Below are 20,157 nucleotides of genomic sequence, written 5' to 3'. Positions count from 1 at the left end.
GTGGAACGTTAGTCGCAAGTCAGGCGTAAGTCAATGGGGCTGCCTTGGCCCCCGTTCCATCGCCGTGAGCGCGGGCGCGAGGTCCTTCGCGGCCCAGATCCCGAGGCCGCATTCCACAAGGCCCGTCGCGCGCAGCTTCCGGCGGTACCACGCGGCCGTGCGCTTCCGGAATCCCACGAGGTCGCCTTCGAGGCCCGTCTCGAGGTCGTCGTCGGACGTCAGGAAATCCAGGTATGCGACGCCGCCGACGAGATCGGGCAGGCCGCCGAGCCCCAGAAGGAACTCCTTCGTGGGGACGTAGTGGAGCGCGTCCGAGCAGACGACGAGGTCGAACGGTCCGCCGAGGCTCATCCCGGCGAGCTGGCCCCACGAGCCGGAGCGCAGATTCCGCGAGCGGCCGTAACGGCGGATCGCGTATTCGCTCGTGTCGAGGCCGAGGTACTTCAGGCGGGGCCGGAGCTTTCGGAGGATGGGCTGCCACGAGCCCTCGCCGCAGCCCACGTCGAGCACGGAATCGACCGCGCGCCCGACGAGGTGCTCGGCTGCGCCCAGCGCCATCGCGACCTTCCGCTCGAGGTCCGCGCGGCGCACGATCGCCTTCTTCGGGTCGCGGTACCAGGTCTGGAAGTACGCGCGGTCGTAGACCTTCGTCAGACGAGACCGTCCTTCTTCCAGCGCGCGTACGCCGCTTCCGTGAGGACCGCGAGCTCGGCGAAGAGCTCCGGATCGGGCGCCTTGAAGTTGAAGCACGCCTTGCCCTGCATCCTCTTCTTGAGCCCGGGCGAGATCAGCTTCTGAAGATCCGGGCACATGTAAATGGGCACCAGGTGGAAGCTGACGTACGCTTTCCCGACGCGCGTGCCGACGAACCAAAGGCCGTTGGGGTACTGCTTGTACTTCGGGCTCGGCGGCGCGAGCACGAGGCAGCCCGCCGGGCCGTCCTTCAGAACCTTCATGCCTTTGCGTTTCGTGAAGGGCTCGATCACCTTGCGCAGGCCCGCGTGCGCCTCGGCGAAGCCCGCCGGCACCGCCGCCTTCGGCCCCGACTTCTTTGCGGCAATCACGGCACCGACCCCACGTCGGTCGGCGTGAACGGCGGCGGGTTGATCGTCATGCGGCTGACGAGCCACGACCCGTCGGGCTGGCGGTCCCACTCCGCCTCGAACGTGCCCTGCGTTTCGACGACTTTGCCGTCCGGGAGGCGCGTCTTCTGGCGAAACGTTCCGCCCTGCAGCGCGCTCGGGCCGAAGATCTGCAGGGAGCCGCCCTTCATCTCTTTTCCCTCGGTCTTCGCCCAGGCCTGCAGGGCCGCCTCGATCCGTGCGGGAGCGTCGTCCTGCTCCGCCATGGACCCGCAGCCCGACAGCGCCGCCGCGGTCGCGAGCGCCGCCAGAATCTTCCTCGTCACGTTTTCACCATGACGAGGATCATCTTGAAAGGCGTGACTGCTTTCAAGCCGTGCGGCTCGTTCGCCGGGAGGCGGAGGAGGGCGCCCGCCTTCACGCGGTGCGGGACCTTCGAGATCGAGACCTCGGCCTCGCCCTCGACGCCGATCACGAGAGCGTCGAACGGCGCCGAGTGCTCGGAGAGCGCCTCGCCCGCGTCGAACGCGAAGGCCGTCACGGTGCCGCCGCCCGTCTTCACGAGCGTGCGGCTCACGACGGCTCCCGGCTGCAGGGCCACGAGGTCGGGCAGGGAGACGGGTCCGGGGGGAAGCGGGACGTTCGACATGGCTACCTCTTTTCCTGCGGGACGTGGGCGATGCACTCAACCTCGACGCGCGCGCCGAGCGCGAGACCGTTCGCACCGAGCGCGCTGCGCGCGGGGAGCTCGCCGGGGAATGCCTTGCGATACACCTCGTTGAAGTCGCCCCACTCCTTCATGTCGGCGAGGAACACGGTGCACTTCACGACCTGGGTCATGCTCGAACCGTGGCGCTCGACGATCGCGCGGACGTTCTCCAGCGCCTGAGCGGCCTCGGCGCGCATCCCGCCGGGCACGAGCTCGAGCGTGCCCGGCGGATTGCCGATCTGGCCCGACACGAAGAGGAGGTCGCCGTTGCGGACGGCCTCCGAGAAGGGCAGTGTCGCGGGCGATGACGGGTAGTGGGCGGGCGCCGAGGGCGGCGCCGACGCGCAGCCGGTGAGGACGAGCGCGACGGCGGCGAGCCCGAGGGGCGGGATCCTGGCGGACATGGAAACCTCCGGGCGGGCAGCTTACGACGGCACGGCGATATAGTGCGCGGCCATGGGCCATACGAACCTGCGCGCGCGGATCTTGACGTACCTCGAGGGGGCCGTGACGGGCAACCTCCTGCGCAGCGAGCGCGAGATCGCGGCGGCCGTCGCGACCACGGTCGAGGAAGTTCACGAGACGATCCGCGACCTCGTCCGCCGCGGCGAGGTGTTCGAGCCGATTCCCCGCAGGTACCTGCGACGCGAGCGGCGCCTCGGCGAGCGGCGCGGAGTCGCCGAACGACGGACGGCCCCGCGGCCGAGCGCGCGCGACCGGCGCAGAGCCTCGCGCCGGGCTTCGAAGGCCTAGCCGTTCAGCGCGAGGTGGCGGAAGCGGCCTCCTGATCCGCGAACGCGTAGACGACCGACTTCACCCTCCCCCGGTAATAGCTCAGCCGCCCCTCCGGGAGGAACCATGCGACCTCGCCGGCCGACGGCACCCGCATCCCGTTGCGCGGGCCCCAGGCCGACAACGTCGCCTCCCAGGGAGTCGGGACGTTCGCCGTTCCCACCGCGCGGGGACGGTCGGGCGCGAAGACCGACAGGGGCAGGCCATCACCCCCGAATCGGAACTCGACCGAGGCGGTCACGCCGCGATCCTCGATCGTCGCGCGCGCGCGGTCCTCGGCGAGGGCTTCCCAGCGGACACCCTGGCTCGGCAACAGCGCCGTCGGGAACCACGTGGCTTCGGCCAGCCAGCGCAGCAGCTCGCCTTTCGAGAGGTCAGGCGACGGCGGGAGGTCCGCGACCTTCACGAGGCCGGCCGCCTCGGCCTGCAGCAGGCCCGCGCCCTCGCGGTATGCGTCGCGCACGAAGACGTTGAGGCCCGGCAGCATCCGGATGCGCGCGTCCCAGTCGAACCCGGGCGGCGTCACGGTGAAGAGCTGATCGGCCGTGAACGGCGCCCAGCGCTTCTTCTCCGCATCCACCAGGAACTCGCCCGCGGTCGCGACGAGGACGGACTCGATGACGGGCTGCCTCGGACGCAAGGCGATCTGCAGATACCGGCGTACGGGCGCGGGCAGGCTCTCGAGCTCGCGCGGGTCGAACGTCGCCGGCACGCCGGAAGGCCGTGCGGCCCGAAGCGCGGCACGCAGCTCTCTCGTCCTGAAGCGCCAGCGGGCCGCCCCGAACGCCAGCGCGGCGGCGGCGGCGAGGAGAACGGCGCCGAAGACGATCGCGGTCGCACGCGCCCTGGGGTGCGCGCTCACGCGGGCAGGCGGCCCTTGAAGCCGAGCCACCACCGGAAGCAGCGGTGCGCGACGTCCACCGGGGCGCAGTACATGAGCGGGCATCCACCCACGATCGGCGTGATGCCGGCGGTGCGGCACGCGTCGAGAGCCGCGCCCGAGACGCTCCCCTCGCCGAACGAACGGTGGAACCAGACGTTCTTCACGCCGCGCGCGGCCGCCTGCTTCACGAGGCCCGCGGCGACGTCGGGATGCGCGGCGATCACGAGGCCGTCGACGGGGCCCGGAACGGCCGCGAGATTCGGGTAGCAGGGAACGCCCTCGACCGTCTCCGCGTTCGGGTTCACGGGGACCACGTCGAAACCGGAGGCCTTCAGCTTCCTGAAGATCGCATTGGCAGGCAGGTTCCCATCGCGCGAAACGCCCGCGACGGCGAAGCGTTTGCCCCGCAGGAACTCGTTCACCGACGCCGGGACGCGCGACACGCGGGCGCGCTCCTACGTCGTGCCCTTGAAGAGCGCCGTGAGGTCCAGCGAGTGGACGTCGCGGCTCTGGCTCACGAGGGCGACGTACTCGATGGCGAGCGCCTGCTTGCCCGCGCCGAGCACCGTGCTGATGAGCCCGAACGCCTCGGGGTACTCGAGCGGCTCCATGCGGGCCGTGATCCGCCGCCAGATGACTTCCTCGAGCAGATTGAAGGCCGTGTGGACTTCTTCGAGGCCGAAGCCGTCCTTGTAGCGCTCACGGGCGACGCCCTGCGCGTACTCGATCATCGGGAGCAGCGTCCGCGTAGCGACGCAGGCAGCCGTCAGATCGTAGAGCTTCGCCAGCCGATCGCGGTTCTGCTCGGCCCGGCTGGCGGTGTAATGGGGCAGCGTGGCACGGGAGAGGCCCTGAATCGCGTCCGCGACCGCCTCCGCGCGCGTTTCCTCGAGCAACCGGGGGAGTTCCATCGACGTTTCCTTCCTCGACGACATCATCCTCCCAAACATAGGTCCGCCTGCGCCGCGCGCGCCCGGAGTGCGGCTGCTCTATCGCGGCACCGCGAATTCCGTGGTAAAGATCTTCGGATGAAGACGTTCCGCGTCGTCGCCCCGCTCGCGCTCCTCGCCCTTTCCGTCCGCCTTCTCGCGCAGCCTTCGCCGGCGCCGGTCCTGTCGCCCGCGGCCGCCCGCGTGCAGGCCGACGTCGCCTTCCTCGCCTCCGACGACCTCAAGGGCCGTCGTTCGGGCACGCTGGAGGGCGACCGCGCCGCCGCCTGGGTGGCCGAGCAGTTCAAGAAGATCGGCCTCTCCCCCGCCGGCCCGAACGGCGCCTGGATGCAGCCCTTCGACTTCATCGACGGCGTCGACCTCGGCCCGAAGAACCGCCTCGAGACGGCTGCCGGGACGAAGAAGGCCTGGACCGCCGGCAACGACTTCCGCCCGCTCGCGTTCTCGGCCGCGGGCCTCGCCGAGGGCGACGTCGTCTTCGCGGGCTACGGCATCGTCGCCAAGGACCTCGGGTACGACGACTATGCCGGGCTCGACGTGAAGGACAAGGTCGTCCTCGTCCTGCGCTACAGCCCGGACGGCGACGACGAGAAGTCCACGTTCTCGCCGTTCGCGGCGCTGCGGTTCAAGGCGGCCGTCGCGCGCGAGAAGGGCGCGAAGGCCATGCTGGTGGTGGCGGGCCCGCTCACGAAGGACGTGACGGACGACCTGATCGCGCTGCGCACGGACGCCGCGTTCTCGGACGCCGGAATCGTCGCGGTCTCCGTCCGCCGGCCCGTCGCCGAGGCTCTCCTCGCCGGTTCGGGCAAGACGCTCGAGGCCGCGCAGAAGGCCATCGACGACGCGAAGAAGCCTGCGTCGTTCGCCGTCGCGGGCGCCCGGGCCGGCGTGAACGTCGACGTCACGCCCCGCCGCGTCAGGTCCGCCAACGTCATCGGCCTCCTGAAGGGCGCCGACCCCGCGAAGAGCGGCGAGGTCGTGATCGTCGGCGCGCACTGGGACCACCTCGGGCTCGGTGGAACGACGTCGCTCGCTTCGGCGAGCGGACCTCAGATCCACCACGGCGCTGACGACAACGCCTCCGGTGTCGCGGCGCTCCTCGAGACGGCGCGGGACCTCGCCGCGAAGCGCTCCACGCTTCCGCGTTCGGTCCTCTTCATCTCCTTCGCGGCGGAGGAGCTCGGCACGCTGGGCTCCCTCCACTTCACGAAGAACCCGACCGTCCCGTGGGATTCGGTCGTCGCGATGTTCAACCTCGACATGGTCGGCCGCCTGCGCGAGAGCAAGCTCGACGTGCAGGGCGTGGGCACCTCGCCCGCCTGGAAGGGATTCGTCGAAGCGTCCAACAAGGACGCGAACCTCAAGCTTGCTCTCCTCGACGGGGGATTCGGCCCGTCCGACCACTCGCCGTTCTACGCGGCGAAGAAGCCCGTTCTCTTTGCCTTCACCGGCGCGCACGGCGACTACCACAAACCCTCCGACACGGCCGACCGCATCGACCCGGAGGGCATCGTCCGCGTCGTGAAGCTCATGGAGCCGATCGTCGTCGCGGTGGCTTCGGCGCCGGAGCGCATCGCCTACGTCGAGGTGAAGGGTGGCACGCCCGCCGGCGGCGGCTCGCGCAGTTTCCGTGTGTGGGTCGGCGGAATCCCGGACTTCTCCGAGGAAGGGAAGGGCGTGAAGCTCTCCGGCGTCACGGGCGGCTCGCCCGCGGAGAAGGCGGGACTCATGGCCGGCGACACGATCGTGAAGTTCGGCGACAAGGAGCTGCGAAATCTCTACGACTACACCTATGCGCTCCAGGGCAAGAAGCCGGGCGAGAAGGTGAACCTCGTCGTCAAGCGCGTCGAGAACGGCCAGACGGTCGAGAAGACGATCGAGGTCACGCTCGGCTCGCGCCCGGACGCGACGAAGTAGGCGTCCTTCAGCCTCGGGAGAGGTTCCGGAGCGTGTCGTCGAGGACGAACGGTGCGATCCGGATCCCGTCGCCGTGGATCCGGCCGCTTCTCGGATCGCGGGCCACGCGGGTGACCCACTCGTAGCCGTAGTCGAAGTCCCCCGAGTTGAACCAGTCCTGCGGATGGAGCGCGTAGCGCGCCTCGCGCGGCCGCAGGACGAGGAGAGCGAGATTCCACGGCTGCTCTGCGTCGCCGCTTGCCGTGAGCGACGAGCGGCAGAGGATCAGAAACTCCTCGGCGGCACGGACCTCCCCGGGAAGGTCGACCGCGCCCTCCGGCGCCTCTGCCGTCGGGATCGAAGCCCGGGCCACGGGAGGTGTCCGGTACCGCAGGCGCGCGCCCTCGCGCCGCATGTTCCGGCATTCCTCGTCGATGGGGCCGGGCAGCCGCTCAAGGGTCGAGAGGCGGAAGACGTCGAGGGACACCGGCCCCGTCGGTCGCGCATTCGGGCTCTCCTGTCCCCAGACGAGAAGGAGATCGGGGCCGAGCAGCGTCGCGTAGTTGTAGAAATCGAGAAGGATCACCGGACCGCCGCGCGCCGTGAGCGAGACGACTCCCCCCGTGTCCGCGGAATTTCCCGCGGTCCTCCAGGAGTACCCCGGCGCGGGACGTCGCGCTCCGCGCAGGTACCACGGGCTCGGTCCGGGAGCGCCGTCTAGAGGGTCGTGCTTCGTGCTGATGGTCGGGTCCTTCATGTCGCGTCAGAAGTCTCGACGAGGATATCTCCGACCACGCCGTCGTTCAGGCCGGGTTCCAGAGAGGTGGCCGGCGCCGGTGCCATTCTGTGGCGCGCTCGAACGCGTGGGCGAGCGCGAGGACGCGCGCGTCGGCGAGCGGCGGGCCGCTCACGAGAAGGCCGACAGGGAGGCCGGACCGCGTGAATCCGCACGGCACGGTGAGTGACGGCAGGCCTCCGGCGTTGAAAGCGAACGTGCAGGCATACGGGAACTCGAAGGGGTCGGTCGCATCTCGAAGAAGCGGCGGTGCCTGTGTCAGCGTGGGCACGACGACGAGATCGGCGCGCGCTCCTTCGAAGGCGTCCCGGATCGTGGCACGATGGCGTGCGACTTCGCGGCGAAGGCGTGCCGTCTCCGGCTCTGAGATTCCCTTCCCGGCGAGAAAGGCGTTTCGCGTCCGCGGGTCGAACCGTTCCGGAGTCTGCTCGAGAGACGCGGCGTGAGTGGCGTATGCCTCGGCCTCCACGAGGATTCCGAGGTCGGGCAGCGGCAACTCGGCTTCGCGGACCACGGCGACGAGCGTCCGGATCACATCGAGGGCGGCGTTGAACGCTTCCTGAATCTCGTCTTCAGCGGGCTTGTCGCACAGAGCGCCCACGGTCGAGAGCACGCCGACTCGAAGCCGCGAGACGGGCAGCGGGTCGTCCGGGTCGAACTCGCTCGCCACCGGATGGTCCGTCATCGCGCGGAACATGAGGGCGGTGTCCGCCACCGTCCGGCACATCGGGCCGACGTGATCGAGTGACTCCGCGAGAAAAATCGTCCCCTTTGTGCTGACGGCCCCGTAGGTCGGCTTCAGCCCGACGATTCCGCAGCACGCGGCGGGGATCCGGATGGAGCCTCCGGTGTCCGTGCCAACGGCCCCGAAGCAGAGGCCGGCGGCGACGGCCGCGGCGGGCCCTCCGGAGGAGCCGCCGGCGATCCGGTCGAGGTCCCAGGGGTTGTGCACGGGACCGAAATGGCCGATGGCGGACGTCGAGCCCATCCCGAGCTCGTGCATGTTGAGCTTGCCGAGAAGGACCGCGCCGGACGCCTTGAGCCGTTTGACGACTTCGGCGTCCCCGGCGGGCACGCGCTCCGCGAAGAGAGCGCTCGCGGCCGTCGTGCGCACGCCGGCTGTGTCGATGTTGTCCTTCAGTGCGATCGGAATTCCGTGCAGCGGACCGCGCCAGCTTCCCCGCGCGATTTCGTCTTCGGCGCCTCGGGCGTCGGCGAGCGCCCGCTCGGGAGTCACGGTGATGAACGCATTGAGACGCTGATCAAGGCTATCGATGCGCGCGAGACACGCCTGCGTCAGGTCGACGGGGGAGAGTGAGCGCGCCCGCACCGCGCGGGCCGCGTCGCGCAGGTCGAGCTGAGCGGGGTCGCTCACCGGCGCCCTCCGGGGACTCTGGAAATGCCGGCACGCCGACGAGCCCAGGAGCGCGGTGCCGGAACCCGCAATGCCGGCGAGCACGCTCCGGCGGGAGAGACGCCGCGGGTCCAAGCCGGTCAGACTCCGTCGACGAGGATCATCCGCGAGCGTGCGGTCGCGAGGCGCAGCGCCTTGGGCGCCGCGTATTCCGGCGAAGCCCACCAGGCGCGAGCGCGAGCGTGGTCGGGGAACTCGAGGATCGCGAGGCGCGGGGGCTTCCAGTCCCCCTCGAGCGTCTCGATGAGGCCGCCGCGGACGACAAACCGCCCGCCGTACGCCGTGATCGAGGGCATTACGGTCTCGCGGTAACGCTCGAAGCCCCCGGCGTCGTGGACGTCGATCTCGACGAGGATGTACGCGGGCATGCGGCCTCCGTGATTACTCGACGATGAGCAGCTGCGCCTCGGCGCCCAGCGCGTCGACGGACTGCCGGCACGTGTGGCCGGGCGTCGCCCATTCGACGTAGAGCAGGCTGCCGAAGTCGGGAAAGTCCGGTTCCTCGAGCGACTCGTCCGGATCGTCCGTCCCCGGGTCGAAGGACGCGTCGAGGTTCGGCCGAAGCACGAGGTCGGCGTGCGCCCCGCAGAGCGACGCGTGGTAGTACGGGCCGATCGACGCGCTCTCGTGGAGCTCCATCGCGACGCCGAGCGTGCGCTCCACGACCCCGCGAACGGCCTCGATGTCCGGATCGGGAAAGCCCCAGAGTTCGACGAAAGGTTCGGCCATGGGCGGATTGTGCCTGACCGCTGGCCGCAAGGAAGATCGGGGATTTCGGATTTCTTAGAAGGTGAAGAGGGCGCGGACGCGAGGCGAGACAAGAAGGCCCCGGCATCGCCGGGGCCCCCCATTAACCTTCTAAGAAAATCTTCTCTTCTCTTCGTCTTCTCTTCAGCGGGGGCGGAAGCCGCCGCCGCCGGGCCGGCCGCCGCGGAAGCCGCCGGGGCGCGGGCCGCGGTCCCGGTCGAAGCGCGGACGATCGTCGCGGTCGCGCCCGTCGCCTTCGCCGGCCGCGACGGCCGTGAGGCCGAGGCGCTCGACTTCGGCGGCGCTCTCCTCCGGCGTCAGGGCCTGCCGGCGCGAGAGCTTGACCTTCCCGTTGACCGGGTCGATCGCGATGATCTTGACCTTGATCTTGTCGGCCATCTTGACGACGTCGGTCGTCTCGCGGACGCGGCCGGGCGCGAGCTCGGAGATGTGGACGAGCCCGTCCATGCCCGGGAGGATCTGCACGAAGCAGCCGTAGGGCTCGATGCGCACGACCGTGCCGAGGTACTCGGTGCCGATCTCGGGGACCGTGGTGAGCTGGCGGATCGCCTCGAGGCACTTCTCGGCGGTCGGCATGTCGCTGGAGGCGACCGTGACGGTGCCGTCGTCCTGCACGTCGATCTTGCAGGAGTACTCCTTTTGGAGCGCGCGGATCGTCTTGCCGCCGGAGCCGATGATGTCGCGGATCTTGTCCTCGGGGACGGAGATCGTGAGGAGGCGCGGCGCGAACGCCGAGAGCTCGGGGCGCGCGTTGTGAAGCGTCTGCTCCATCTTGTCGAGGATGAAGAGGCGGCCATGGCGGGCCTGCTCGAGCGCCTGCTCGAAGATCTGGGGCGTGATGCCGGAGATCTTGATGTCCATCTGGAGGGCCGTGATGCCCTTGCGCGTGCCGGCGACCTTGAAGTCCATGTCGCCGTAGTGGTCTTCCTGGCCCGCGATGTCCGTGAGGATCGCGAACGCGTCGCCTTCCTTCACGAGACCCATCGCGACGCCCGCGACCGCGCCCTTGACGGGCACGCCCGCGTCCATGAGGGCGATCGAGCCGCCGCAGATCGTCGCCATCGACGACGAGCCGTTCGACTCGAGGATGTCGGACACGACGCGGATCGTGTACGGGAATTCCTTCGGGTCCGGGAGGACGGCCTGCAGCGAGCGCCAGGCGAGGCGGCCGTGGCCGATCTCGCGGCGGCCCGGGGAGCCGAAGCGCTTGACCTCGCCGACCGAGAACGGCGGGAAGTTGTAGTGGAGGAGGAACGCGCGCTCGGACTCGCCCTCGAGGTCCTCGATGAGCTGCGTGTCGTCGGAGGTGCCGAGGGTGACCGTCACGAGCGCCTGCGTCTCGCCGCGCGTGAAGAGCGACGAGCCGTGCGTGCGGGGGAGGACGCCGGCCTCGATCGTGATCTGGCGGATCTGGTCGAATGCGCGGCCGTCGAGGCGCTTGCGCTGCTTGAGGATCGTCTCGCGCGTGAGCGTCTCGACCATCTCGGAGAGCGCGCGCTTGGCGAGCTTGCGGGCCTCGGGCTGGTCCTCGGGAACCAGCTCGACACCGTACTTCTTCACTTCCTTGATCTTCGCGTAGGACTCGATCTTCCCGGCGTGGGTCAGGGCCTCCATCATCGGGCCCTCCCACTGCTTGCGCACGGCGGCCGCGAAGTCCTCGGGGACCGGCACGGGCGACTTGAATGGCGCCTTGACGACGTTGCGGCGCGCGGCCATCGCCGCGATCGCCTCGACGATCTTCCGCACCTGCGCGTGGCCGCGGAGGATCGCCTCGAGCATGACGGCCTCGGAGACTTCCTTCGCGCCCGCCTCGACCATCGAGACGGCGTCGTGCGTGCCGACGACGACGAGGTCGAACTCGGACTCCTTGCGCTCCTTCGCGGTGGGGTTGAAGACCCACCGGTCGCCGATCTTGCCGACGCGGACCGCGCCGAGGACGTGCTGGAACGGAATCGTGTTGATCGCGAGCGCCGCGGCGGCGCCGTTGATCGCGAGGACGTCGGGGTCGTTGTCGCCGTCGGCCGAGAGGACGAGGCCCACGATCTGGGTCTCGTGGTTGAAGCCCTCGGGGAAGAGCGGGCGGAACGGCCGGTCGATCATCCGGCAGGTCAGGATTTCCTTCTCGGTGGGGCGCCCCTCGCGCTTGAAGAAGCCGCCGGGGATCCGGCCCGCCGCGTACTGGTATTCCTTGTACTCGACGGTGAGCGGGAGGAAGTCGATGTCCTTCGCTTCCTTCGCGTAGCAGGCGGTCACGAGGACGACCGTGTCGCCGCACTTCACGACGGCGGCGCCGTCGGATTGCTTGGCGATCTTGCCGGTCTCGATCGTGAGTAAACGTCCATCCAGGTCGACGGTCAGGGTGTCATGCATGGGCATTTCCTTTCGGTGGCCCGGCGCGCCGGCCGGCAAGCACGTCTCACTCGGGCCGCAAGGCGCGAGCCGGGAGGTGCCGCCGGACGATTGCCGTGAAGAAAAGGACTACTTGCGGAGTCCGAGGCGCTCGATCAGCGCGCGGTACCGGTCCGCGTCGCGCTTCTTCACGTAATCGAGCAGGCGGCGGCGCCGGCCGACCATCTGGAGGAGGCCCCTCCGGGAATGGTGGTCCTTGGCGTGCGCCTTGAAGTGCTCGGTCAGCTCGGAAATGCGCTTGGACAGAAGAGCCACCTGGACCTCGGGCGAACCCGTGTCGCTGTCGTGGCGCCGGTACGTCGTGATCGTTTCCGCCTTCTTCGTGGTGAGCTGGGCCAATGTCTTATCGTTCCTTCTCTAATTTTTCAGAACGGGGAGTCTAGCCGACCGGCCGGGGCGGGTCAACCGAGCGGTTCCCGGCCCGCGGCCCCGGCCCGCGGTCTTCCTATACTGGCCCAAGATGCTCGATCGGAAAGGGTTCTCGGACCGGTACACCCGGGTCCTGATCGTCGCCGTGGCCGCCGCGCTCGCCGGGGCGGTCCTCGCATCCGACCTGGACGCGGTTGGCAGCTTCATCTTCCCGCTGGACGACTCCTACATCTACTTCCAGTACGCGTCGCGAGCGGCCGACGGCCACCCGTTCTCCTATGGTCCCGGCGAGCCCCCGAGCACCGGGATGACGACCCTCCTCTATCCCGCGTTGCTCGTCCTCCCGGCCCTGGCGGGCCTGCGCGGAGAAGCCCTCGCCCTGTTCGCGTTCGGACTCGGCGCCGTGTTCCTGGCGGGATCCGGCCTCCTCGTGCACCGCCTCGTCGGACGGGCCTGCCGGCCGTCCGTGGCGTTGTGCTCGGCGCTCCTCGTGCTCGTGACGGGGCCTTGTCTCTGGGGAATCCTGAGCGGGATGGAGATCGGGCTGACGGTCTTCCTCTTCCTGCTCTCGGCCGAGACGCTCATCCGGGAGATGGAAGCCGGACGCCTGCGCCTCGCTCCCGTCCTGCTCCTCCTCCTCGGCTTCTCGCGCCCCGAGGCGATGCTCTGCGCTCTCGCGCTCTGCGTCCTCGTGCTCCTCTGGACGCGGCGCAGCGCCCTTCGCGGGCGCGGGCTGCTGCTGCTCCCGTTCGCGGCCCCCGTGGTGCTCGTTCTCGCGAACCTCGCGCTGACCGGCCGGATCGGGCCCGATACGGCGCGGCCGAAATCCCCGCTCTACGCCCCGGAGTACTCGCTGCTCTTCCATGCGAAGGTGGCGGGGCGTTTCCTCGCGTCGGTCGGGGAAGGGCTGCTCTCCGGCTCGTTCCTCCCGCGGGGCGCCCCGGGCTTCGCGTCCCGCGATGCGCTCGTCTTTCTCCCTCCCCTCGCGGGAGTGCTGTTCGCGCTCGCGCTCGCTCACGGCCTCCGCGGCGAGGTCCGCGCGCGCGCGCCGGGCCCGCATCTCCTGCTGGGAGGGTGGTTCCTCACCGGGCTCCTGGCCGTCGCGTTCCTTTCGGGGTCTTCCAGCCACCACTTCCGCTACGTCCTTCCCTACGTCGTCGGGCTCGTCGCGCTTCTTCCTCCGGGAGCCGACGCCCTCGTGTCGCGTATCGCAACGGTCGCCCCCCGCCTGGGCCGGGGAGTCCTCTTCGCTCTCGCGGCCGCGGTCCTGCTCCTGTGGCAGCTGCGAACGTCTGTGGACTTCGTCGAGCGATACGGGCGGGAGGCCAGGGGCTTCATCGAGTACCGCGACGCCGCGACGTGGATGCGCGACCGGATTCCCGCGGACGAACGCACGGCGATCCTCGATGCCGGAATCGTCGGCTTCCTCTCGGAGCGCCGGCTCGTCGATCTCTACGGGCTGACGACGGCGGCCATGGCTCCGTCGACCGTCTTCTGGGCCGACTGGGCGGGAAGCAAGTTCGAGGTCATGGCCTCGTGGCAGGGGAAGGAGCGCCCGCGATACTTCCTCGCGCACCGGATCCGGTGGGACGAGAACGGAGACGACGCCCACCTCGACCCCTTCCGGGGACGGATCGTGAAGGTGTTTGCGTCCCCGCCGCGCGGCGTCCCGACGATCGGCCGGGCGCTGACGCTGTGGGAGATCGACTGGACCCGCCTGGAGCCGTCACCGGGTCCGTGCGCTGCGGGGGCGAGTGGGCTTCCGGTCCTCGACGCGATCAACGTCGCGGACGTCGCGAGCGAGCGGGCTCACGGGTGGCGCTTCCTGCCGCGCGAGGCCGGGACGTTCACGTCGAACCGCGTTCTGACGCTCGCCTGCAGGGAAGGGCGCCGCGCGGCCGACGGCGTTCGCGGGATCGAGGGCAGCGCGGCGTTCACCCTCGACGCGCCCGCCGCGGGTCCGGCGCGACTCGCCCTGCGCCTGGCGGGACCGGCCGGCAGGATTCGTGTCGACGTGAACGGCGCGCCGATCGAAGACGCCGTCCTGGATGGCAATCCCGCCGGCTGGAACGAGCCGGCCCTGCGCATTCCGGCGGGCCTCCTGAAGGCGGGCCGCAACAGGATTCGCCTGTCCGGCACCTTCCTGGTCGGCCACGCCTGGCTTCTCGGCGACGCGCCCTGAGCGCGTCGTCCCGACGATTCAGCCCGCGAGGACGATTTTCGGGCGGGCGAGGGCGAGGACGCCCCGGCCGAGGGGCTCGAGGATTCCGAGGGCGAGGAGCTCGCCGCCGTCCGTGAGGCGGACCATCGCGGCGCCCGCCGCGCCCTCGGGCACCCGGACGGGCACGCCGTGGCCGCTCCTCACCTTCGCGGCCTCCGCGGGCGCGAGCGCCACGATCGGGAAGGGCAGCGGGATCTCCGAGAGTGACATCCAGGACGGCTTCCCGAAGCGCTCCTCGCGCGGGAGAGCTTCCAGAGCCGGCAGGGTGCGCGCCTCTTCGAGACGGAAGGGGCCGATCGACGTGCGCCGGAGGCTGCCGAGGTGCGCCCCGGTGCCGAGGACCTTCCCGATGTCGTGCGCGAGCGACCGGATGTACGTGCCGGTCGTGCACGCGACGCGGAAGTAGGCGACGGCGCCCTCGAGGCCGAGGATCTCGAGTGACCGGACGGTCACGGCCTTCGGCGTGTCGGGCACCGGCTCTCCGGCGCGCGCGAGCTCGTAGAACTTCTTTCCGCCGATCTTCTTCGCCGAGAACGGGGGCGGCACCTGCAGGATCTCGCCCGTGAACGCGCGGCAAGCGTCCACGAGCGCTTCGCGGGACGGGGCCGGGCCCGGGTGCGGCGCGCCGGCGGGCGTCCCTTCCGTGTCGTACGTGTCGGTGGCGACGCCGAAGACGATCGTGCCCTCGTACGTCTTGTCCCAGCCGGTCAGGAACGATTGCAGCCGCCCCGCGCGGCCGACGCACAGGACGAGGAGGCCCGTCGCGGCCGGGTCGAGCGTGCCCGTGTGGCCGATCCGCCGCGTGCCGAGAAGGCGGCGCGCGACGTCGACGACGTCGTGCGACGTGAGCTTCTCCGGCTTGTCGACGAGGAGGACGCCGTCCGGTCCTGCTGGGCGCGCGCTCACGCGCGCCTCTCAGTGTCGGCGGCGACGGCCGCGGCGATCTCGGACACCAGCGCCGCCTTCGCGGCGTCCAGCGTGCCCTTGATCCGGCAGCCCGCCGCGTTGCGGTGGCCGCCGCCGCCGTGCAGGGCGGCGACGCTCCGCACGTCGACGGTGCCCTTGCTCCGGAGCGAACAGCGGACCTCGCCGGCCTCGCCCTCGCGCAGGAGCGCGGCGGCCTTGACGCCGTGGATCCCGCGCGCGCGGTTCACGAGGCCTTCGGTGTCGGATTCCTGCGCCCCGCTCTCGGCGAAGAAGCGGCGGGGGAGCTCGACGGTCGCGACGGCGCCGCCCGCGTGGAGGGCGAGCGTGCCGAGGACGAGCGCCTCGAGCTTCAGCGAGGAGAGCGGCGCCGCCTCGAAGAGGAACTCGTTCACGGGCCCCGGCTGCGCGCCTGCGGCCACGAGCCGCGCGCCGAGCGCGAGGGCCTTCGGCGTCGTGTTCGAGTAGCGGAACGAGCCCGTGTCCGACACGAGCGAGACCCACAGGTTCGTCGCGGCGTCGGCGGTGAGCGGCCACTGGAGGAGGTCGAGGAGGTCCGCGACGATCTCGCCCACGGCGGCCGCGGGCAGGTCGATCAGGTTCAGCGCGCCGTAACGCGCGTTGCCGGGGTGGTGGTCCACGTTGACGACTCTTCCCGCGAAAAGGTTCGGCCAGCCGGTGCGGTCGGACTCGGGGCACTCCATGACGAGGATCGCGTCGTACGCCGCCGGCCAGTCGGCGGGCAGCGCCTCGAGCACCTCGACGCGCGAGATCCCCGGCATCCCGTCGTACGCGTACGACCAGGGGTCGCGCATGACGACGCGCGCCTGCTTGCCGGCGGCCTCGAGCGCCTGCGCGAGGCCGAGGGCCGAGCCGAGGGCGTCGCCGTCCGGGTTGCGGTGGCCCGTGAGCAGGAAGCGGCGCCCGTTCCTGAGGAGGTCCGCGACGGCGCCGTACGCCTCGTCGAGCGAGGCGTCGCGCGTCATTCGCCCTCGCCGGGGTCGTCGGCCCCGTCGACCTTCGGGATCGTGCGGAGGAGCTCCTCGATTCGCGCGCCGCGCTCGAGGGTGTGGTCCTCGGTGAAGTGCAGGTCGGGCGCGTAGCGCAGGCCGCAGTTGCGTCCGACGAGCGAGCGCAGGTGGCCGCGCGCGTGGTTGAGCGCCGCGACGGTCTTGGCGAACTGGTCCTTGGCCCCGAAGACGGAGACGTGGACGCGCGCCGAGCGCAGGTCGTCGGCCATGACGACGTCCGTGATCGTCGCGAACCCGATCGCGGGGTCGCGCAGCTCCTCCCGGAGGAGGCGCGCGAGCTCCGCGCGCACGACGTCGCCGACCTGCTTCGGCCGGCGGCTGGGCGGCCCGGCCTTTTTCTCTCGAACCATCTCAGTCTCCCGAAGCGCCGAACGCGTTTCCGGCGGCGCCGACGTCCCCGTAATTCAGGAACTCGTGCCGCGCGTCCGCGATCTCGGCGCCGTTCTCTTCCGCATATCCCTCGACGTACGAGAGCACCCTCTGAAGCAGGGGCTCGAGCGCCACCCGGTCCGGTCCGACCGCCGCGACGCCGAGCATCGCGCGCTGGAGGAGGTCCTGGTGCGCAACCTCCGCCGCCGAGATCTCGAACTCGCCCCTGAGCCGCGCCTTGAGCGGCCTCAGGAACGCCCGCTTCTCCTTCAATCCCCGGCACGCCGGGAGATGAAAGTCGAAGACGGCGAGGGCGACGACCACGGCGACCGCCTCAGGTCAGGGAGGCGGCTGTCTCCTCCACGACGAACGCCTCGATCACGTCGCCCACCTTCACGTCCTGGTAGCCGGCGATCCCGATGCCGCACTCGAAGCCCTGCTTGACCTCGGAGGCGTCGTCCTTGAAGCGTCTGAGCGAGCCGATCTTCCCCTCGTAGATGACGCGGTGGTCGCGCACGAGGCGCACCGACGCGGAACGAGGGATCGACCCGTCCGTGACCATGCAGCCCGCGACCGCCCCGATCTTCGGCACCTTGAAGAGCTCGCGCACCTCGGCGTGGCCGCGGGTGACGTCCTTCTTGACGGTGTCGAGGAGGCCGGCCATGGACTTCTTGATGTCGTCCGTGAGCGTGTAGATGACGGAGTAGAGCCGGATCTCGACGCCCTCGTGGTCGGCGAGGTCCTGGGCCTTCTTCTCGGGCTTCACGTTGAAGCCGATGATGATGGCCTCCGACGCGGCCGCGAGGAGAACGTCGTTGACGGAGATCGCGCCGACGCCCGAGTGGAGGATCGAGACCTTCACCTTGTCGGACGGCAGCTTGCCGAGCGTCTGGACGAGGACCTCCTCGGAGCCGTGGACGTCCGCCTTGACGATCAGCGCGAGGTCCTTGGCGACGCCCTCCTTCATGCGGTTGAAGAGCGAGTCGAGCGACATGCGCGACGACTTCGCGAGCGATTCCTCGCGCTCCTTCTGGGAGCGGAACGAGGACACCTGCCGGGCCTTCGATTCGTCCTCCACGACCTGGAGCGTGTCGCCGGCGTCCGGAAGGTTGTCGAAGCCCATGACCTCGACGGGCGTCGCGGGGCCGGCCTCGGTGAGGCGGGTGCCGCGGTCGTCGAGCATGGCGCGGACGCGGCCGACGGCGGCGCCCGCGAAGAACACGTCGCCGACGTGAAGCGTGCCCTGCTGGACGAGGACGGTCGCGAGCGTGCCCTTGCCGGCCTCGCGGCGCGACTCGAGGACGACGCCGCGGGCGTGGCCCGTCGCGACGGCCTTGAGCTCGAGCAAGTCGGCCTGCAGGAGGATCATCTCGAGGAGCTGGTCGATTCCGATCTTCTTCTTCGCGGAGATCTCGCAGGCCACGACGTCGCCTCCGAACTCCTCGACGAGGACGCCCTTGTCGGCGAGCTCCTGCTTGACGCGCTGGACGTTCGCGTCCGGCTTGTCGATCTTGTTGATCGCGACGACGATCGGGACCTTCGCCGCGCGGGCGTGGTCGATCGCCTCGGCCGTCTGCGGCATGACGCCGTCGTCCGCCGCGACGACGAGGATGACGATGTCCGTCGCCTTGGCGCCGCGCGAGCGCATGAGCGTGAACGCCTCGTGGCCCGGCGTGTCGAGGAAGACGATCGTCTTGCCCTTCGTCTCCACGCGGTAGGCGCCGATGTGCTGCGTGATGCCGCCCGCCTCGCCCTCGGCGACGTTCTCCTTGCGGATCGCGTCGAGGAGGGACGTCTTGCCGTGGTCGACGTGGCCCATGACGGTGACCACGGGCGCCCGGGGCACGCGCACGCCGCCCGACGTGTCGGCGACGTTCGTTTCGTGGGCCTCGGCGGCGTTGTCGATCGCGGTCTGCTGGCGCGAGAGCTCCAGCTCTTCCTCGAACGAGACGACGGCCGCCTCGACGCCGAACTCCTTCGCGATCTCGATCGCGAGCTTCTGCTCGACGGGCTGGTTGATCGTCGCGAAGATCCCGCGCGCGAGAAGGGACTTCATGAGGTCCTTCGCGAGGACGCCCAGCTTCTCGGACAGTTCCTTGATCGTGACGCCTTCCGAGAGGAAGACGGGCCCTTCGGCCTTCTTCTTGACCTCGACGACCTCACCGGTCTCCGTGGCCATCGTTTTCTTGCCGGCGCGGCGCTGCGCGGACTTCGAGAGCGGCTTGGCCGCGAGGGCCTCGTCCGTTCCTTCGGCCGACGGCGTCGCGATGTCCTCGTACGTGTCCTGCTTGTAGCCGCCGAGGTACTCCCTCACGTCCACTTCGAGCGCGGAGACTTCTTTCGTACGCGGCTTTTTCGACTCGGTCTTCTTCGCGTCGCCCTTCTTGACGGCGAGGCCGGGCTTCGTCGCGTCCTTTTTCCGCCGGTCCGCGGTGTCGGGCAGCGGGGGCGCGGTCGGGCCGCCGAGCGGCGGGCGGCCGAAGCCGGGGCGCGGCGGGAAGCCGGGCCGCGGCGGGAAGCCGGGCCGCTGCTGCTCGAAGCCGGGGCGCGGCGGGAAGCCGGGCCGCGGCGGGAAGCCCGCCGGGCGGGGCGGCATGCCGGGCCTCGGGCCCGAGGGCATGACGGGCGTCGCGGTGCGGATCGGGCGAACGGTGGCCGGAGTCGGGGCCGCGATGACGGCGCGGCCGAGTCCGCCGGCTCCACGCAGGGGAGCGGCGGGGGCCGCGGGGGCGCCCGCCTGAGCGGGAGGCGGCGCCGCGGGACGCACGTGCGTGACGCCGGGCGAGTTCGGGCCGGCGCTCGCGCCGTACGCCGACATCTGGTCGCCACGCTGCTGGGGCGGCGGGGCCGAAGCCGCGGTCGGGCGCGGAGGCAGAGTGCCCTCGCGCTTGAGGAGACGCTGGAGCGCGCCGACCGGGGCCGGCGGCGGCGGCGCGGGCCGCGGTGGCGGCATGGCCGGACGCGCGGGCGGCACGGCCGGGCGCGCGACGCGCATGGGAGGAACGGCCGGGCGCGACGCGGGAGGCGCCGGGGCGTGCGCGACCGGGGCGGAAACTACCGCCGGAGCCGGGCTCGGCTCGGGCCTGGGTTCGGGTTTCGGCGCTGGGGCCGCGGGGGCGGCGGCTTCGAATGCCGGAGCGGCGGGGGCGGGCTCGGCGGCCTCGGCTTCGTGCGGCGGAGCGGGCGCGGCGGCCTCGGCGGCCACCGGGCTCTCGGCGCCGGCCTCGGCGATTTCGCCGGCCTCGGTCGTCTCGGCCTCGACCTCGCCGGTCTTCTCGACGATCTTGATGCGCTTGAGCGCCGCGCGTTCGGTCTTGGCCTTGGCGGCGGCGGCCGTCGCGAGAGCGGCGGCGGACGGGGCGGTGGGCGCCCCCCGGACGATGAGCGACTTCGGCGCCTGGGTCTTGCCCGCCAGCAGGGCGGTGGCGGTCGCGGCGTCGAGAACGGAATCGGGAGTCTTGACGTCGACGCCGATGCCCTGGAGGAGGAAGAGGACCTCCTTCGGGGGCTTGCCCATCATCTTCGCGAGCTGGGTGACGGTGAA

The 20,157-nt window shown here is 70.7% G+C and carries 21 protein-coding genes and 1 pseudogene; 3 read left to right on the top strand and 19 right to left on the bottom strand.

The window, feature by feature from the left end; all coding sequences use genetic code 11:
* Nucleotides 1-30: 30 nt before the first annotated feature.
* The 5 genes from IPL89_02925 to IPL89_02905 are packed head-to-tail and all read right to left on the bottom strand — an operon-like array spanning nt 31 to nt 2,195.
* Nucleotides 31-591, bottom strand: coding sequence for a class I SAM-dependent methyltransferase (locus tag IPL89_02925; GenBank protein ID MBK9062133.1), 561 nt, complete (start codon nt 589-591; stop codon nt 31-33).
* Between the two features lie 59 nt (nt 592-650).
* A complete protein-coding gene (locus IPL89_02920) occupies nt 651-1,064 on the bottom strand; it encodes a hypothetical protein (protein MBK9062132.1) in 414 nt (137 codons plus the stop codon).
* Nucleotides 1,061-1,408: a hypothetical protein gene (locus IPL89_02915; protein MBK9062131.1), complete on the bottom strand. Its 348-nt coding sequence runs from the start codon at nt 1,406-1,408 to the stop codon at nt 1,061-1,063. The genes IPL89_02920 and IPL89_02915 overlap by 4 nt, the downstream gene beginning before the upstream one ends.
* Nucleotides 1,405-1,731: a cupin domain-containing protein gene (locus tag IPL89_02910; protein ID MBK9062130.1), complete on the bottom strand. Its 327-nt coding sequence runs from the start codon at nt 1,729-1,731 to the stop codon at nt 1,405-1,407. The genes IPL89_02915 and IPL89_02910 overlap by 4 nt, the downstream gene beginning before the upstream one ends.
* A gap of 2 nt (nt 1,732-1,733) precedes the next feature.
* A complete protein-coding gene (locus IPL89_02905; protein ID MBK9062129.1) occupies nt 1,734-2,195 on the bottom strand; it encodes a RidA family protein in 462 nt (153 codons plus the stop codon).
* 52 nt (nt 2,196-2,247) lie between these two features.
* Here IPL89_02905 and IPL89_02900 point away from each other — a divergent pair, with 52 nt between their 5' ends.
* A complete protein-coding gene (locus IPL89_02900; GenBank protein ID MBK9062128.1) occupies nt 2,248-2,544 on the top strand; it encodes a hypothetical protein in 297 nt (98 codons plus the stop codon).
* Nucleotides 2,545-2,548: 4 nt separating this feature from the next.
* Here the strand turns inward: IPL89_02900 and IPL89_02895 are convergent, their stop codons facing one another.
* Genes IPL89_02895 through IPL89_02885 form a run of 3 tightly spaced genes read right to left on the bottom strand, consistent with a single transcriptional unit; the run spans nt 2,549 to nt 4,377 of the window.
* Nucleotides 2,549-3,445 (bottom strand): hypothetical protein, encoded by an 897-nt coding sequence (locus IPL89_02895; protein MBK9062127.1) that lies wholly within the window; start codon nt 3,443-3,445, stop codon nt 2,549-2,551.
* Complete coding sequence (locus tag IPL89_02890; protein ID MBK9062126.1) at nt 3,442-3,909, bottom strand: CoA-binding protein; 468 nt, start codon at nt 3,907-3,909, stop codon at nt 3,442-3,444. Before IPL89_02890 ends, IPL89_02895 begins: the two co-directional genes overlap by 4 nt.
* A gap of 12 nt (nt 3,910-3,921) precedes the next feature.
* Nucleotides 3,922-4,377: a hypothetical protein gene (locus IPL89_02885; GenBank protein ID MBK9062125.1), complete on the bottom strand. Its 456-nt coding sequence runs from the start codon at nt 4,375-4,377 to the stop codon at nt 3,922-3,924.
* A 117-nt stretch (nt 4,378-4,494) separates the two neighbouring features.
* Between IPL89_02885 and IPL89_02880 the strand changes: the two genes are divergently transcribed.
* Entirely contained in the window at nt 4,495-6,333 is a 1,839-nt protein-coding gene (locus tag IPL89_02880; protein MBK9062124.1) for a M20/M25/M40 family metallo-hydrolase, read from the top strand.
* Nucleotides 6,334-6,340: 7 nt separating this feature from the next.
* On the opposite strand, the gene IPL89_02875 is transcribed toward IPL89_02880, so the two are convergent.
* The 6 genes from IPL89_02875 to rpsO all read right to left on the bottom strand — a co-directional run bounded on the left by IPL89_02875 (nt 6,341) and on the right by rpsO (nt 12,038).
* Nucleotides 6,341-7,069: a hypothetical protein gene (locus IPL89_02875; GenBank protein ID MBK9062123.1), complete on the bottom strand. Its 729-nt coding sequence runs from the start codon at nt 7,067-7,069 to the stop codon at nt 6,341-6,343.
* Nucleotides 7,070-7,115: 46 nt separating this feature from the next.
* Entirely contained in the window at nt 7,116-8,483 is a 1,368-nt protein-coding gene (locus tag IPL89_02870) for an amidase (GenBank protein ID MBK9062122.1), read from the bottom strand.
* Between the two features lie 119 nt (nt 8,484-8,602).
* Complete coding sequence (locus IPL89_02865) at nt 8,603-8,890, bottom strand: DUF1330 domain-containing protein (GenBank protein ID MBK9062121.1); 288 nt, start codon at nt 8,888-8,890, stop codon at nt 8,603-8,605.
* Nucleotides 8,891-8,903: 13 nt separating this feature from the next.
* Nucleotides 8,904-9,251, bottom strand: coding sequence for a hypothetical protein (locus IPL89_02860; protein ID MBK9062120.1), 348 nt, complete (start codon nt 9,249-9,251; stop codon nt 8,904-8,906).
* 162 nt (nt 9,252-9,413) lie between these two features.
* The gene (pnp, locus tag IPL89_02855; GenBank protein MBK9062119.1) at nt 9,414-11,660 is read right to left on the bottom strand and encodes a polyribonucleotide nucleotidyltransferase; all 2,247 of its coding nucleotides are present in this window, start codon (nt 11,658-11,660) and stop codon (nt 9,414-9,416) included.
* A gap of 108 nt (nt 11,661-11,768) precedes the next feature.
* Nucleotides 11,769-12,038 (bottom strand): 30S ribosomal protein S15, encoded by a 270-nt coding sequence (rpsO, locus tag IPL89_02850; GenBank protein MBK9062118.1) that lies wholly within the window; start codon nt 12,036-12,038, stop codon nt 11,769-11,771.
* Between the two features lie 121 nt (nt 12,039-12,159).
* On the opposite strand from rpsO, the gene IPL89_02845 reads away from it, so the two are divergent.
* Nucleotides 12,160-14,250 (top strand): hypothetical protein, encoded by a 2,091-nt coding sequence (locus IPL89_02845; GenBank protein MBK9062117.1) that lies wholly within the window; start codon nt 12,160-12,162, stop codon nt 14,248-14,250.
* Nucleotides 14,251-14,268: 18 nt separating this feature from the next.
* Here the strand turns inward: IPL89_02845 and truB are convergent, their stop codons facing one another.
* From truB to infB, 5 genes and pseudogenes are all read right to left on the bottom strand, one after another.
* Nucleotides 14,269-15,195: a tRNA pseudouridine(55) synthase TruB gene (truB, locus tag IPL89_02840; GenBank protein ID MBK9062116.1), complete on the bottom strand. Its 927-nt coding sequence runs from the start codon at nt 15,193-15,195 to the stop codon at nt 14,269-14,271.
* The gene (locus tag IPL89_02835) at nt 15,192-16,199 is read right to left on the bottom strand and encodes a bifunctional oligoribonuclease/PAP phosphatase NrnA (GenBank protein MBK9062115.1); all 1,008 of its coding nucleotides are present in this window, start codon (nt 16,197-16,199) and stop codon (nt 15,192-15,194) included. The genes truB and IPL89_02835 overlap by 4 nt, the downstream gene beginning before the upstream one ends.
* Nucleotides 16,196-16,594, bottom strand: coding sequence for a 30S ribosome-binding factor RbfA (rbfA, locus tag IPL89_02830; protein MBK9062114.1), 399 nt, complete (start codon nt 16,592-16,594; stop codon nt 16,196-16,198). Before rbfA ends, IPL89_02835 begins: the two co-directional genes overlap by 4 nt.
* A 1-nt stretch (nt 16,595) precedes the next feature.
* A complete protein-coding gene (locus IPL89_02825; GenBank protein ID MBK9062113.1) occupies nt 16,596-16,937 on the bottom strand; it encodes a DUF503 domain-containing protein in 342 nt (113 codons plus the stop codon).
* Between the two features lie 10 nt (nt 16,938-16,947).
* Nucleotides 16,948-20,130 (bottom strand): annotated as a pseudogene (infB, locus tag IPL89_02820) (translation initiation factor IF-2).
* Nucleotides 20,131-20,157: the final 27 nt, after the last annotated feature.

The organism is Acidobacteriota bacterium (assembly GCA_016716715.1).
In the GTDB taxonomy this organism is placed as follows: Bacteria; Acidobacteriota; Thermoanaerobaculia; order UBA5066; family UBA5066; genus Fen-183.
Note: the sequence above shows the minus strand (reverse complement) of the source record. Positions and strands in the feature narration are given on the sequence as shown.